The organism is Williamsia muralis, assembly GCF_002735905.1.
In the GTDB taxonomy this organism is placed as follows: Bacteria; Actinomycetota; Actinomycetes; order Mycobacteriales; family Mycobacteriaceae; genus Williamsia; species Williamsia muralis_A.
In genome coordinates, this window is the sequence record NZ_PEBD01000008.1 from 561,842 (window position 1) to 575,925 (window position 14,084).

16 protein-coding genes are annotated in these 14,084 nt (G+C 62.9%); 7 read left to right on the top strand and 9 right to left on the bottom strand.

The genetic code is table 11. The features are described from left to right. Positions 1-206: 206 nt before the first annotated feature. Positions 207-482, bottom strand: a complete 276-nt coding sequence (locus CSW57_RS11670; RefSeq protein ID WP_099382905.1) for a putative quinol monooxygenase — start codon at positions 480-482, stop codon at positions 207-209. Positions 483-760: 278 nt separating this feature from the next. Continuing rightward, a complete protein-coding gene (locus CSW57_RS11675; protein ID WP_143696523.1) occupies positions 761-1,843 on the bottom strand; it encodes a hypothetical protein in 1,083 nt (360 codons plus the stop codon). 767 nt (positions 1,844-2,610) lie between these two features. On the opposite strand from CSW57_RS11675, the gene CSW57_RS11680 reads away from it, so the two are divergent. From CSW57_RS11680 to CSW57_RS11705, 6 genes are all read left to right on the top strand, one after another. Next, complete coding sequence (locus CSW57_RS11680) at positions 2,611-3,453, top strand: class I SAM-dependent methyltransferase (RefSeq protein ID WP_099383338.1); 843 nt, start codon at positions 2,611-2,613, stop codon at positions 3,451-3,453. Between the two features lie 439 nt (positions 3,454-3,892). Next, entirely contained in the window at positions 3,893-4,912 is a 1,020-nt protein-coding gene (locus tag CSW57_RS11685) for an iron-siderophore ABC transporter substrate-binding protein (protein WP_099383339.1), read from the top strand. An 88-nt stretch (positions 4,913-5,000) separates the two neighbouring features. Beyond that, complete coding sequence (locus CSW57_RS11690; protein WP_099383340.1) at positions 5,001-6,002, top strand: FecCD family ABC transporter permease; 1,002 nt, start codon at positions 5,001-5,003, stop codon at positions 6,000-6,002. Further along, positions 5,999-7,039: a FecCD family ABC transporter permease gene (locus tag CSW57_RS11695; RefSeq protein WP_023955055.1), complete on the top strand. Its 1,041-nt coding sequence runs from the start codon at positions 5,999-6,001 to the stop codon at positions 7,037-7,039. The genes CSW57_RS11690 and CSW57_RS11695 overlap by 4 nt, the downstream gene beginning before the upstream one ends. Then, complete coding sequence (locus CSW57_RS11700; protein WP_099382907.1) at positions 7,036-7,842, top strand: ABC transporter ATP-binding protein; 807 nt, start codon at positions 7,036-7,038, stop codon at positions 7,840-7,842. The genes CSW57_RS11695 and CSW57_RS11700 overlap by 4 nt, the downstream gene beginning before the upstream one ends. 155 nt (positions 7,843-7,997) lie before the next feature. Further along, positions 7,998-8,951, top strand: a complete 954-nt coding sequence (locus tag CSW57_RS11705; RefSeq protein ID WP_223249201.1) for a GGDEF domain-containing protein — start codon at positions 7,998-8,000, stop codon at positions 8,949-8,951. Positions 8,952-9,032: 81 nt separating this feature from the next. On the opposite strand, the gene CSW57_RS11710 is transcribed toward CSW57_RS11705, so the two are convergent. From CSW57_RS11710 to CSW57_RS11730, 5 genes are all read right to left on the bottom strand, one after another. Further along, complete coding sequence (locus tag CSW57_RS11710; protein ID WP_099382908.1) at positions 9,033-9,725, bottom strand: NUDIX domain-containing protein; 693 nt, start codon at positions 9,723-9,725, stop codon at positions 9,033-9,035. After that, the gene (locus tag CSW57_RS11715) at positions 9,722-10,216 is read right to left on the bottom strand and encodes a GNAT family N-acetyltransferase (protein ID WP_099382909.1); all 495 of its coding nucleotides are present in this window, start codon (positions 10,214-10,216) and stop codon (positions 9,722-9,724) included. The genes CSW57_RS11710 and CSW57_RS11715 overlap by 4 nt, the downstream gene beginning before the upstream one ends. Before the next feature lie 150 nt (positions 10,217-10,366). Then, positions 10,367-11,383, bottom strand: a complete 1,017-nt coding sequence (gap, locus tag CSW57_RS11720) for a type I glyceraldehyde-3-phosphate dehydrogenase (protein WP_099383342.1) — start codon at positions 11,381-11,383, stop codon at positions 10,367-10,369. A gap of 5 nt (positions 11,384-11,388) precedes the next feature. After that, positions 11,389-11,949, bottom strand: a complete 561-nt coding sequence (locus CSW57_RS11725; RefSeq protein ID WP_262982250.1) for a TetR/AcrR family transcriptional regulator — start codon at positions 11,947-11,949, stop codon at positions 11,389-11,391. 107 nt (positions 11,950-12,056) lie between these two features. Continuing rightward, positions 12,057-12,539 carry a DUF1877 family protein gene (locus CSW57_RS11730; RefSeq protein ID WP_189339221.1) on the bottom strand — a complete coding sequence of 161 codons (483 nt, stop codon included), beginning with the start codon at positions 12,537-12,539 and terminating at the stop codon, positions 12,057-12,059. A gap of 205 nt (positions 12,540-12,744) precedes the next feature. Here CSW57_RS11730 and CSW57_RS11735 point away from each other — a divergent pair, with 205 nt between their 5' ends. Continuing rightward, positions 12,745-13,236, top strand: coding sequence for a hypothetical protein (locus tag CSW57_RS11735; protein ID WP_189339222.1), 492 nt, complete (start codon positions 12,745-12,747; stop codon positions 13,234-13,236). 16 nt (positions 13,237-13,252) lie between these two features. Here CSW57_RS11735 and arr read toward each other — a convergent pair whose 3' ends face one another. Beyond that, positions 13,253-13,681 carry an NAD(+)--rifampin ADP-ribosyltransferase gene (gene arr, locus CSW57_RS11740; protein ID WP_099382912.1) on the bottom strand — a complete coding sequence of 143 codons (429 nt, stop codon included), beginning with the start codon at positions 13,679-13,681 and terminating at the stop codon, positions 13,253-13,255. 140 nt (positions 13,682-13,821) lie between these two features. Beyond that, positions 13,822-14,019, bottom strand: coding sequence for a hypothetical protein (locus tag CSW57_RS24280; RefSeq protein ID WP_143696524.1), 198 nt, complete (start codon positions 14,017-14,019; stop codon positions 13,822-13,824). Between the last annotated feature and the right edge of the window lie 65 nt (positions 14,020-14,084).

Below are 14,084 nucleotides of genomic sequence, written 5' to 3' on the forward strand. Positions count from 1 at the left end.
CCCACGCAATTCCAGCAATGGCGTGAAGTTCCTCGACGACGGAAAAGAGCAAGGTCCGATGTTTGGTGTACTGCCATGCCGCTAACGCTGACACCGGCGCCGGGATGCGCGCAGAACAAGCCGGGATGAAACAGGCGTTTGCCTGCTCGACGCCGACAGTATCGATCAGTCAGTAGCTGGGTGACCCGAAGGCGGCTGGAGCGGAGCTATGCGTCCAGCACCGTGAACTCTCGAACGTCGACGTCGATGATCGTGGCGGTTTGCTCGGAGTCCGGACCGGATCCACGAAAATCATGCAACTGCTGCTCGGTCGCCCAGCGTTCATACACGTTGATTCGAGCTGGTTCGACGAGGTCCGCCCCGAGCGCGAAGTCGATGCACCCGGGGGCGGCGCGAGCCGACCGGACCACCTCGGCGCAGCTGTCGAGATAGTGCGGCCGGTCGGTCGGGTCCACGGTGAGGTATCCCGCAACTATGATCATATGGATGCAGACATTGCCCGCACGCGTAAGTCACCGCCAGATCGCGTCCTGCACCGGATCGGTCTACGTCAGGTGCGGAGACCGAAGACGCCGGCGTTCTGGTACCGCGCATCAAGTACTGCTACCGGCGGTCGATAGGTACCACAGCTGCACCCACGAGTTGCGTTACTTTCGTCGCCGGTGACGATTTACATTGGGGCACAATTGATCACGCCGATAATATCAATCCTTTCGGAATGGCCAACCCCGACAAAGGTGCGATAGCCGCTCTTCGGAGGTCAGGCGTGCAGTACTCCATTGACTGCCAATGACACCGACGGGTAGGCGCAGGTGCCGGCTTGTTCGAGTAGTTCGACGGCGCCGTAGCGTAGGAAGTCGTGTTTCTTGCGGCCGACTTCGTCGTAGATGTCGATGCGTGAGCTGATGAGCAGACCTGGGTATTTCTGGTGTTGGTAGGTCAGCTCGATGTGGCCATCGGGCCAGTCCCCGACGAAGGTTGCCCTGACGTTGGACACCCGGTCGGAGAACTCGAGTCCATCGAGGCGAGAGGCGTACCAGCGCGCATATGAGTCGTGGTCGGGTGGGCGCGGTCCTGTGGGCCAGCGGTGCGCTGAGATGTCGAGGTCATCAATTTCTGACAGCGTGGCCATGGTGCGCTTGTGGGCGTCCCACACCTCGAGGCGTGTGTGCCCGCCCGAGCGCGTGGACCCTCGTGTCAGCAGCCAGGAACGGTGGTTTTCAGCGGTTCCGCGCATCACCCAGCGACCGTCGATCTCGCTGGTCCAGAGGAGGCGGGGATCGGCCCCGTTGGTGTCGTACGCGCGAATCACGCTCCGGTCGCGGTCGGCAGATCGGCGGCCCCAGTGCCAACGCACGCCGTCCCCGTCGGCGCGCTTACGTAGGTGCGCTTCGTTGTAGGACTCATCGGCGTAGTCCTGCAGATAGCTGGTGTCGATAGGCGCGCTCGTCGCGAGACCGTCTGGCCGCACTAGCGTGTCGGGGCGGGGCTCATCCAATGGCAGCGAGAGCAGCGAGTCCGACCACACCACCCGATAGCGATCGCCGCCAGGTGGTTGCGGGCTGTCGCCGTAGTCGACAGGCACCCGCGTCCAGGGCTTGTGATGAACCGACACGTATAACGTGTCGTGTTCAGCCCGCATCAACCAGGCAATCCCATCGACCGCGACGGTGGACACCGCGCCGATGCGATCGACGTGCATGATCGATGACTGCGGTTCTCGCCACGGTGGGCGGTCAGGTGTGGTGGAAATGTCGCGTTGCGCCTCGACCGGTGGACATAGCCAGGCTCCGTCGGCGGCTGCGCAGATGAGGTCTGCGCCGCGAGAGTAGGTCGCGAACATGAGTCCTTCGGGTGTGACGCGTCCTAGCCCTTCGTCGGGCGAGTACTGGATCCACACACCCTCCTCATCGACTGCAAATCGCGGCGCATGTCGAGGTCGCGTCGTGCCTGGTGGTGTCATCGTTGTCCACGAAACCAGTCGCACAAATGCCTGCGTGTCAGGATCGACTAACGCTGCGACAGGGTGATGTCTGTCGACCACCCACACAAAACCGGCACTGGCGAACACATAGAAGGGGCGAAGGGTCAGCCGCCCAGGATCAGTGGCGCTCATACGCCTTTCGTCCGAGTCATGGCATCGACGGTAACACCGCAAATGGCACAGCGGGGCGCAAGAGCCGCTGCGAGGGTGTATTGATTCGAGTCATGTTTCGTCACTGGTGAAGAAACATACTGTGCTGCAGTGGGTTACGCCGACAAGAGATACTGTGTCAAGTAATCACGACGCGGCGCCGGTATAGCCACCACGTACTGGCCCCAACTAACGGAATCATCCAGACGAGCAATAGCCAAAGCCACGAACGTGGGACGGCCGGCGGTCCGTTGAGGATGCTGGCAGTGGACACCATTGCCGCCGCGACCCATGCTGAAACGGGCAGAAAGACAACACAAACGACGAGTAGCGCCACGGTGACCATGTCCACCCCGCGCACCGTACCGAACGGTCCGCCTTCGGTCGCGGGGTGAAGTCGGGCTGCAGTCACCTAAAACATCGACCGCAGATGGCCGCCACCTCTACAGTTCGTGAGGAGCGGAGGGGTGACGGACATGCTTGAAGAGGGCCAGCGCACGGCGAATGATCCTGTGCCAGTCTACGACCGGATTGGGATCGGCTATGTCACGGGCCGTCAGCCCGATCCGCGATGGATGCGGCAGATTGAGCGGGCTATCGGTGATGGAGTGCGTGTACTCGATGTCGGGGCGGGCACTGGCTCCTACGAACCGACAGACCGGACGGTGGTGGCGGTGGAGCCATCGCGGACCATGATCGAGCAGCGGGCACGGGGCAGCGCGCCGGTGGTCCAAGCGGTAGCGCAGAACCTGCCGTTCGCGGACGGTGAGTTTGATGTCGCGATGGCCATCTTGACGGTGCATCACTGGGCAGATGTGGATGCTGGCATTGCCGAGCTGCGTCGGGTGTCGCGCCGGCAAGTAGTTCTTACCTACGATCCCAGGCTGCACGCCCGATTTTGGCTCTGCGACTACATTCCTGAGATCGCCCGATTCGAGCTCGGTCGTGCACCCTCGGTCGAACGTCTCGCCTCGCTGCTCGAGTCCGAGGACGTCCGCACGTTGCGTGTCCCCGCGAATATGCGCGACGGTGTCCTGATCGCGAACTGGCAGCGGCCACAGGCCTACCTCGAGCCCGCTGTCCGCGCCTGCTGCTCAGGCCTGGCCCAACTCGACCAGCACGCGGTCGACGCCGGGATCCGGCGACTGAGAATCGATATCGGTGACGGAACATGGGACCGGCGCTACGGACACCTAAACGCTCACACTGACTACGACGGTGGCTACCGACTGATTATTGCTGAACCCGAAATCGACTGCACCGCAATGAAAACAACCTCTAATACTGGGTACGCAGATAGTCATCGTTATGTCAGGTAAACGTGACACACCGTGCTGGTAGGGCACACTCCCGCGCTTACGGAGACGCGTGTTGAACCAGGACAGTGTCAGACGTCTCCACGCCCCGCCGAGTGCGGTTCGAACGCAAGCCCGCCGAGCTGGCCGCAGTTGCCAACGAGCGCGTAGCTCTGGGTAAAGGCGTCGCACTCGCGAAACAAAAGCCACCACGTCAGCGCCGCCCGCTACCGATCCCACCAACGTGCTCGACCGAACCCACATGTCCGTTTCGCGACAATCGGTGTCGCATTTGCTCGATTGCAAACCTGCACAGCGGACCCTAACGTTACTTAGGCAAACCTAATCCGTTCTCCGATCAGGGTCCCGCTGCTGTCCACAGATGAACACGCGCGGACGTTCGGTGACCGATCGTCGGCGCCGCCGCGGTCGGTGGAATGGGTATCACGATCGAAAGGGAACCATGCCTCGCGCATCACGATTGGTCGCATTGACTGCGGCCGCGCTTCTGGCCACCGGGCTCGCAGCGTGCTCGTCGTCCGACGACAACGGGTCGGGGGACAGCGACTGGACGCCGATCACCATCCAACACGCCCTCGGGACCACGACGATCGACGAGAAGCCCGAACGCGTCGCGACGGTGAACTGGGCCAACCACGAGGTGCCCTTGGCGCTCGGGGTGGTGCCAGTCGGTATGGCGGCGGCCAACTTCGGTGACGACGACGGTGATGGCGTGCTCCCGTGGGTGGAGGAGAAGCTCCAAGAACTCAAGGCACCCACGCCGGTGCTGTTCGACGAGACCGACGGCGTCGACTTCGAGGCTGTCGCGAACACGCAGCCCGACGTCATCCTCGCCGGCTACTCGGGTCTGACGCAGGAGGATTACAACACCCTCAGCGAGATCGCTCCCGTGGTCGCTTACCCGGTCACCGCCTGGGGCACACCGTGGCGCGAGACCATCGAGCTGAACAGCAAGGCGATCGGCAAGGAGAACGAGGGCATAGAACTCGTCTCCCAACTTGAGAAGGAGATCGCCGACGCAGCCGCCGAGCATCCCCAGATCGCCGGCAAGAACGTCATGTTCCTCACCCACGTCGACACCACCGACCTCAGCGAGGTCAGCTTCTACACAACGCATGACACCCGCGCCGCGTTCTTCGAAGACCTCGGAATGGCGACCCCGCCGAGCATCGCGACCGCGTCGGCCGGCACCGAGAAATTCTCGCTGTCGCAGAGCGCCGAACAGGTGGACGCCCTGAACGACGTGGACGTCATCGTCACCTACGGCGGCGCCGATCTCGTCAACGCGCTCAAGGCCGACCCGCTGCTGTCGAAGATGCCGGCTGTCGCCTCCGACGCGATCGTCACCCTGCCGAGCAGCGATCCTCTGGGCACGGCGGCCAACCCGACGCCGCTGTCGATCTCATGGGTCCTCGACGACTACCTGTCGATGCTCGCGCAGGCTTCAGGCAAGGTTCAGTGACTCACAAGTCGTGACGACGGACAAGCAGGCGACACCGAGCGGACTCCGCAAGGCTGGACCCTCCCCGGCTCTCTCGGGCGCCGCCGCAGTGCGGCGCCCGAGAAGGGTTCGAGCACTGTGGCTGCTGATCGCGGTCGCAGTGCTCGTGGTGCTGGCCATCCTGTCGGTCAAGGTCGGCTCACGGTTTGTCGGCTGGGCTGATGTGATGGGCGCGCTCGATGGCACCGACGGGAGCATCGAGCAGGCTGCTGTCGAAAAACGCATTCCGAGAACGTTGTTGGCGATGATCGTCGGTGGCGCCCTCGGCGTCTCTGGCGCGGTCATGCAGGGCGTGACCAGAAACCCGATCGCAGATCCGGGCATTCTGGGTGTCAACATGGGGGCCTCGCTTGCCGTGGTCATCGGTCTTTCCTACTTCGGGCTCTCGTCGTCGACCAGCTTCATCTGGGTGGCCATCGTTGGTGCTGCTCTCGCTGCGATCTTCGTCTACACGGTGGGATCACTCGGGCGCGGCGGGACCACCCCGCTCAAGCTCGCGTTGGCGGGCGCCGCGACATCTGCGGCTCTGCTCTCCCTGGTCACCGCACTTGTGCTGGGCCGCAACGACACTGCCGATGTGGTGCAGTCATGGCGGGTGGGCGGTGTCGGCGGCGGCACATTCGACAGCATCGAACGTGTACTGCCGTTCCTCGCCGTCGGCTTCTTGATCTGCTTGTTGTCCGCGCGTGGTCTCAACTCATTGGCGTTGGGAGACGATCTGGCCGCCGGACTCGGTGAGCGTGTTGCCCTGGTCCGCGGCGGTGCGGCGCTGGGTGCGGTGATCCTTTGTGGCGCTTCGACTGCCGTGACCGGCCCGATCGCTTTCGTCGGACTGCTGGTGCCCCACGCGTGCCGACTGATCGTCGGTGTGGACCACCGCTGGCTGTTGCCGTTCTCGGCGATCACCGGCGCTGCGCTGTTGACCGGCGCCGATGTGCTCGGCCGAATCATCGCCCGTCCCGCCGAAATCGACGTGGCGATCCTGACGTCCCTGATCGGTGCACCGTTCTTCATCTACATCGTGCGACGCCAGAAGGTGGGCACGTTGTGAGTGTACCTGTCGTGACAGCAGAGTCGATCGCCGAGAGCCGGCAAAGTCGTGGGCGTCGTCGTCAAGCCGTGATCGCTGTGCTCGCCGTGCTGATCGTGATCGGATTCGCGGTCAGCCTGATGGTGGGGCACACGTACTACCCACCCGGTGACGTCCTGAAAGTCATTCTGGGCGAACAGGTGCAGGGCGCGACATTCACTGTCGGGCGACTGCGTCTGCCACGCGCTGTGCTCGCGGTTGCCGCGGGTCTGTGTTTCGGCTTCTCCGGCATCGCCTTCCAGACCATGTTGCGCAACCCGCTGGCGAGTCCGGACATCATCGGAATCAGCGCCGGTGCAAGCGCCGCGGCCACCTTTGCAATCGTGACCCTGTCACTCGGGGCCACCCAGGTGTCGATCTTTGCGATCGTCTCCAGCCTCGCGGTCGCGGTGCTCATCTATGTCCTGTCGTTCAAGAGCGGCGTGGTGGGCACCCGGCTGATTCTCATCGGAATCGGTTTTGCCGCAATGCTGCTCAGCATCACCGACTATCTCCTGGACCAGGCTGCCGAGTGGGATCTGCAGGAGGCGACGCGTTGGCTGACCGGGAGTCTGAACGGAACGTCGTGGACCGAGACGATCCCGGTCCTCGTCGCCCTGGTGGTGCTCACCCCGATCCTGCTGAGCCAGACCCGTAACCTCGCGATGACCCAGCTCGGCGACGACGCCGCGTCGGCACTCGGGGTGCGGGTCAACCGCACCCGACTCATCGTCATCGTCTCCGCAGTCGGGCTCATCGCCTTCGCCACGGCAGCCGCGGGCCCGATCGCATTTGTCGCCTTCCTCTCCGGTCCGATCGCGGCCAGGCTGGTCGGACCGAACGGTTCACTTCTCATCCCGTCCGCGCTCGTCGGTTCCTTGCTTGTTCTGGTGGCGGATTTCGTCGGTCAGTTCGCGCTCGATACGCGATACCCGGTGGGCGTCATCACCGGTGTGATGGGCGCCCCCTATCTCATCTACCTCATAATCCGCACCAACCGCGGAGGCGGCTCACTGTGACCACCACACACTCGCTGACCATCGAGAATCTGACCCTCGGGTACGGCAACAGGAACGTCATCGAAAAGCTCGACCTGACCATCCCTCCGGGGCAGGTCACGGCGATCGTCGGGGCGAATGCGTGCGGCAAGTCGACCCTGTTGCGGTCGATGTCGCGGTTGCTGGCGCCCCGCACCGGCCGCGTGGTGCTCGATGGCAGAGAGGTACATCGGACTCCCGCCAAGCAGCTGGCTCGCACTCTCGGACTGTTGCCACAATCGCCGATCGCGCCCGAAGGCATCACGGTCGCGGACCTGGTGGGACGTGGTCGCCACCCACATCAGGGCATGTTCGCCAGGTGGAGCAAAGAGGACGATACGGCGGTTGCGGAGGCACTCGATGCCACCGAGACAGCCGCTCTCGCCGATCGGCCGGTCGATGAACTTTCCGGTGGACAACGCCAACGGGTGTGGATCGCAATGGCCCTGGCCCAGCACACTGATCTACTGCTGCTCGATGAGCCGACGACGTTTCTGGACGTCAGCCACCAGGTCGAAGTCCTCGATCTCCTGACCGACCTCAACCAGCAACGCGGTACCACCATCGTCATGGTCTTGCACGACCTGAACATGGCGGCCCGTTACTCCGACCACCTGATCGCGCTGGCCGACGGAACACTTCACGCCGCTGGGAAGCCCGCGGAGGTTCTCACCGAGGACACCGTACGTGCGGTGTTCGGTCTGGAGAGTCAGGTCATCACCGATCCCACATCGGGGAAACCGTTGATGTTGCCGCTGGGTCGGCATCACACCATCACCGTCTGAGTCGCACCGTTCACTCGCGGCCAGAGTTGTCGCGAGTTCCCGGTCTGCACCCCTGACCGTCGCGATCTCGCGGCCGCCCCTGTCGCGGGCACCGGACTCGCTGACGCGATAACGTCGTCCTGGCGGGAACGAAACCGAACAGGCTGGGGGTCCTCGTGAACCGTTTCGCTCTCGTGTCCGGATCAGCCGGTCAGATGTTGCGCGAACAGAAGGTTCGGGTGCTGCGCATCTACCTGGCCGCCACGACGTTCTTGTACTTCGTCGGGGTGTTCCTCACATTTATCTCGCCGAGACGGTCAGAACTGGCGAATCCGACCGGCGGGATCATCGCCGTCGTTCTGGGCCTCCTTGGACTTGTCTACCTGGCTTTCAGTCGCGGGAGATTGGGCCCGGCAGTCGCGGCGGCCATGATCGCGACTCCGGTGGTGATCGCGTTCCATACGGAGATCATCGCCGACTTCCCCTGCCTGATCGGCGTGATGTTCCTCGCGATGTATCTGCGGGCGTTTTACGCGCCGACCCAAGCGATGATGTTGGTGGCATCGCTCACGATCGGGACCGTCGGGGCCCTCGCAATAGGGCCGGCGGCCAAACTAGGGATCACCTACGTCATCTTCGCCGTCGCGATCGTCGGAGCGGCAGAGTCTTTTGGGCTGGTGACACGGTCACTCGTCACCATCGCGTGCACCGATCCACTGACGGGCGTGCTGAACCGAGCCGGGTGGGAGATCGCGACCACCGAACAACTCGCACGCGCACGGTCAGCCCACGCCACCATCACGGTCGCGGTTCTCGACATTGACGACTTCAAGAATGTGAACGACTCTCTGGGCCACCAGGTGGGGGATCAACGACTCATCGAGTATGCCCAGCGGTGGAGTTCGGTGATCCCGAAAGGGGCTGTTCTGGCTCGCCTCGGTGGCGACGAGTTCGCTCTCTTGATAGCTGGTACCGGACAGACATCTGCAACCGATGTGATCGAGCAGCTCCGATCCGCGGTACCTGAAGCGAGTGTCGGATTCGCCACCGAGGATGCCGGTGCCACAACCATTTCCGACCTTCTCGAGCAGGCGGACGCGGCGCTGTACGACGCGAAACGAGGACGTTGAGACTGCCGGGGACCCGCCGCAGGGTGGCGCCCGGTTCTCAGGCTACGAGCCCCGGTGGCCGGCACCCTGCGTTGGTGGGCTTCACTGATCGGCTGTGTGAGACGTCATCACGCCGTTGAGTGCTGCCCACTGGAGCAACATGATCGTCTTCGCGTCTGCGATGCGGCCATCGGCGATCATGGCGATCGCATCGGGGAATGCGATTTCGAGCCGTTCGATGTCTTCGCCCTCCCCTGCGACTCCTCCGCCGGGGCCTTCCATGTCGGATGTTGTGTAGGGCGCGGCGTAGAAATGAATGCGCTCGGTGACCGACCCCGGGCTCATGAACACATCGAACACGTGGCGCAGCGGGCCGACCCTGACCCCGAGCTCCTCGTGGGCCTCGCGTCGGATGGCGGTGGCCGGGTCGTCGTCGTCCAGCAGTCCGGCTGCCGTCTCGATGAGCATGCCGTCCGGGTGGCCGTTGACATATACCGGGAACCTGAACTGCCTCGTCAACAGCACCACGCCCCGTGCGTCGTCGTACAGCAAGATGGTTGCGCCGTTGCCGCGGTCGTAGGTCTCTCGTTGCTGGGTGACCCATTCGCCGTCTTGTCTTCGGTAGTCAAAAGTCGTGCGTCGCAGCACATGCCAACCCTGTGAACACAACTCGACGTTGCGCACCTTGACGTCCGGGTTTCCGGCGAGGTCTCGACCCGCCTGGTCAAGCCCCGTCCGTCCTCGGTGGTCGGGCAGATCAATACCGGGCGTTCCTTCGGCGGACGACGTGGTCACGGTGCTCTCCTTGTCGAGGTTGTACGTCGCTGTGATCCGGTGTCTGGCCCATTGATGCGACGCATGTGCAGCAGTGGGAACGGTCGGCCGTCCGAATCAAGCTCCGACCGTCCGACTTGTTCGAAGCCGCGTCGCCTGTAGAACGCGACGGCGTCCGGGTTCTGTTCGTTCACATCGACATCGATGGCGTCCTGCGCGTGAACAGCTCGATCCAGCAGCGCAGTACCCACGCCACGACCGTGTGCTGCGGGGTCGACGAACAACATCTCGAGACGACCCTCGGTGGTGCCGCTGAATCCGATGACGCTGCCTCCCAATTCGGCGACTACCAGTTCGACCATCGGAAAGAACTCTGCGGCGAGACGCTTTGAGTACCCGTCGACATCCGAGGGCGAGAGGAAGTGGTGGCTCGCCTCTACTGCGGCGCGCCATACTTCGACCAGCCGGCCTGTATCCCGCTCCTCGGCGCGCCTGAGTACCAGTTCAGGCATGGCACCGGGGGAGGCGAGGGTCCGAGTTGACCCCGGAACCGTGCCGGTAGGCGATCGAGGTGAGCATCAGATCCACGACTGTGCACGATATTCGGGCGACCCCGAACGATCAAGGGGAGTTCCAGCGGGCCGGCGGCGCGGTCGATTCCGTCAGCTCGCGCCGGATGTGCCGGCGCCCACCCGGGCACTGAACTCGACCAGGCGGTTGGAGAAGCCCCATTCGTTGTCGTACCAGCCGAGCACCTTGACCTGTTTGCCCACGGCCTCGGTCAGCGGTGCGTCGAAGATTGAGGAGTGAGGATTGCCCACGATGTCTGCCGACACCAGGGGAGCCTCGGAATATTGTAGATAGTGCTCCAGAGGCTGCGACCCGGCCGCCTCGCGAAACGCGGCGTTGACGTCTTCGACGCTGACGCTCTGCCGCAGGGCCACAGTGAAATCCGTGATCGAGCCGGTGGGCACCGGGACGCGCAGCGACGCTCCGGTGAGGAGTCCGTCGAGCTCGGGGATGATTTTTCCGATGGTGTTCGCCGCCCCCGACGATGTGGGAATGATCGAGAGCGCCGCAGCCCGTGCTCGGCGCAGATCCTGATGTGGGGCATCGTGCAGTCGCTGATCGCCGGTATAGGCGTGGATCGTTGTCATGAGACCGGATTCGATACCGAACGAGTCGTTGAGGACTTTGGCCAGTGGGGCAAGGGAGTTCGTGGTGCACGAGCCGTTGGAGAAGATGTCGTGGCCATCAACGTCGAGTTTGTCGTCATTCACGCCGAGCACGAATGTGGGTACATCACCCTTCGCCGGCGCCGAGATGATCACCTTTCGCGCCCCGCCCTCGAGGTGGCCGGATGCTGCGTCACGGTCCGCATATCGGCCGGTGGATTCGATCACGACGTCAGCCCCTGCTTCTCCCCAAGGGATGAGAGCTGGGTCTGGCTGCGCGAAGACCTTGATGGTTTTGTCTCCGAGTGTGATCAAATCGCCGTCAACTCCGACGCCCTCGAGATGCCCGGACACCGAGTCCCATTCGAGCAGCGTGGCCAACGTCTGGGCGTCGGTCAGGTCATTGACCGCGACCACCTCGATGTCCGCGGCGTTCGCCAGGGCGGCCCGCAGATAGCTGCGGCCGATCCGGCCGAATCCATTGATACCGACGCGTACCGTCATGGCGTTCATTTCCTCCTGTTGTTGGTCTTCGTAGCTTGGGGGGCCGCTGCACGGAGCAGTCCGACGGCACCGGCGCATGCATCCTCGAACGGCGCCGAATCCTGTTGTGCGATGGCGAGTACGTAACCGCCTTGCAGGACGGCCATCAGTGTGGACGCGAGATGCTCGGGCTCGAGATCGTCGCGCAACTGCCCGGCGGCAATCGCCTCCCTTAACACCTGCACCCACATGGAGTTCGTCTGCGCGAAAGCATGCGCGACAGGGGCCAGCAAGACGGGGTCCTCACGAACTTGGGGATCCTGCGTCATCCGGCCGACCTTGCAACCCTTGAGTGCATCGCGTGGACGCGACAGGTAGGCCTCGATCCTCGACATCGGATCACCCGGGCCTTCGAGATCCGATGTCGCGGGCAGCAAATCGGTGACATTGCGTTCGAGGGCGGCGAGAGCCAGATCCCGTTTGGTCGAGAAGTGGTAATACAGACTGCCCTGACCCAGGCCCGACCGTTCGCGAACGTCACGCGGGCTGGTGTCGGCGTACCCCCGCTCCCACAGGAGTTCGCTCATTGTCTCGATCAGAAGTTCCCGAGAGTCCATACCGAGAAGTTGTACCAGAAACATACTAGTAGGTACAGAGGGAGACGCAGACGGGCCGATCGTGACCCATCGGGGGCCTAGCTGAGTTCCAGGACCACGTGGTTGTTGAGGTCGGCCGCCCGGATGATGAACTCGGCCATGACCGCGAACTTGGATCGCAGATAGTCGACGTTCTCGTTGCGCCAGTTCAAGAACGGCGGTATGCGCTGATCGGTGAGGTCGGCGATCGTGGTGGACTCGAGCAAGGTGTCGAATGTCATGTGAGCGAGAATGTCTCGCGTAGCCGCCACATACGAGGGGCTCATGTAGTTGGGGATGCCCTCACTGAAGTTGATGTCGCCGGGCATGGAACCCTGACCAACAACAGGATTCACCGGCAGCCCCGCGCGGTCGAACATGAGGCCGAGAGCCTCGAAAGCCTTGTCGATGTTCACCGTGATGGTCGGATCAGCGTCGCGGAGATCATTGACGAACCCGACGACGTCCTCTGTCGAATCCTGAAGGTAGATCTCGTTCAACTCGGCGTCGCTGAACCGGGTGTATGACCTGATGAGCCCCATGTCGATATCTCCTCCTCCGGGCATCAAAGTATCGCGGCATCGGTTTGGCAACAGTCGCTCATTGAGAGGACTGTCGACGCCGCTCCTATTGGGGGTCTTTACTAGGTCCGGATGGCTCTCGCGTCGTTCGAACGATTGAACTCCTGAAGGCGCGACGGTGGAGTTAAGCCGCGCTCAAGCAACATCATTCGGCATAGCATGGGCTATGCCTACTCAGGAATTGGTGGACTCTCACCACGGTCTGGTCTTGTTGGATCGTGGTGACGGCGGCCGGGTTGTGGTCAGTGGCGAGTCGATTCCCACCGCGTCGATCAACCTGTCCGTCGACGACGACGCCAGCCGCAACAACCTGACCCTTGACGAGGTTCGATATGAACTGCTGGTGTCCAAAGGGTCCTGGCGTCGAGCGCATCGCATCGAAATCTCCGGCCCTACCGGGCGATGGATATTTGCGCCGGCGACGCGAAGGAGTCATTGCCTGGTACGCGGGCACCGGAGTGCCGAATCCACCGAGGTCGGCAAACTCGTTGCAGAACAATCACGAGTAACGGCGCTCTGGGGAAGCGACTCCGACTCAAAATCATCACCGGGGGAGTGCGCGATGGGCTACCTGCTCGCCGCGACGTACGGGACGGGAAAGCCGCTGACACTCATGGCGATCTTCCAGGGAACTGTGAACGTGCTCGTCCCCGGTTGAACCGAGGTTGCGGTCGCTAGTCGTAGAGGACTGCATCTCCGCGGCGTTGCAGCGCGTCGAGTCCGGCGCGGAATTGACGAAGGTACTCAGGGGAATGTCCTACCCACTCGGTCATCTCGCCGATGACCTTCACCGGCTGGGCGCTCCGATAAGAGTGAGTTGGATTTCCGGGGAACTTCTTGTCGGTGACGTTGGGGTCGTCCTCGACGTCGTCCTCTGGTTCCACGATGTAGACGCGGCAGGGCCCATCGCCCACGGCCATTTCCGCTGCCAGTACCGCGCCGTCCAACACTTTCGTCATGTAGACGTAGTTCGAGATGTGGTCGTCGCGGTAGTTGGAGCGATGACCGGGCACGAGGTAATCCCCAACCCGTAGGTCGGCTTTGGTGCCGTGAAAGTAGGCCCCGGACTCGTGCACCACAAAACGTTCCGGCGTATCCGCCATATCTGCCATCGAGAACCCTCCGCGTGTCGGTTGCCGGGCGATTGTGCATGACAGACGGGGTCTTGCCGCAAGCCCCCGTCTCCGCGTTACGATGAAAGGGGAAGAGATAGCAGTGGGAGACGTGAGCAATCGTCTGTAGGTCAGTGACGCTCAGGCTTCTTGGCTTCCCAGACTGCCGAGACGATGCCGATGACGCCCAAGATCAGCAGGACGATACCCAGCGGCTGGCCACGAAACCACCAGAACTCGCTGTCGCGAAAGAAGAGCAAAAGCACTAGTCCCACGATCAAGAGTGCCGCATCGGCGACGAGGTTCATAGTCAACTTGTCGGTGAGCATGCCAATAGTGTGACCGCGTGCAGCCTTCCTCGCGTCCGACATAGTGATGACTTTGCGGATGAGAT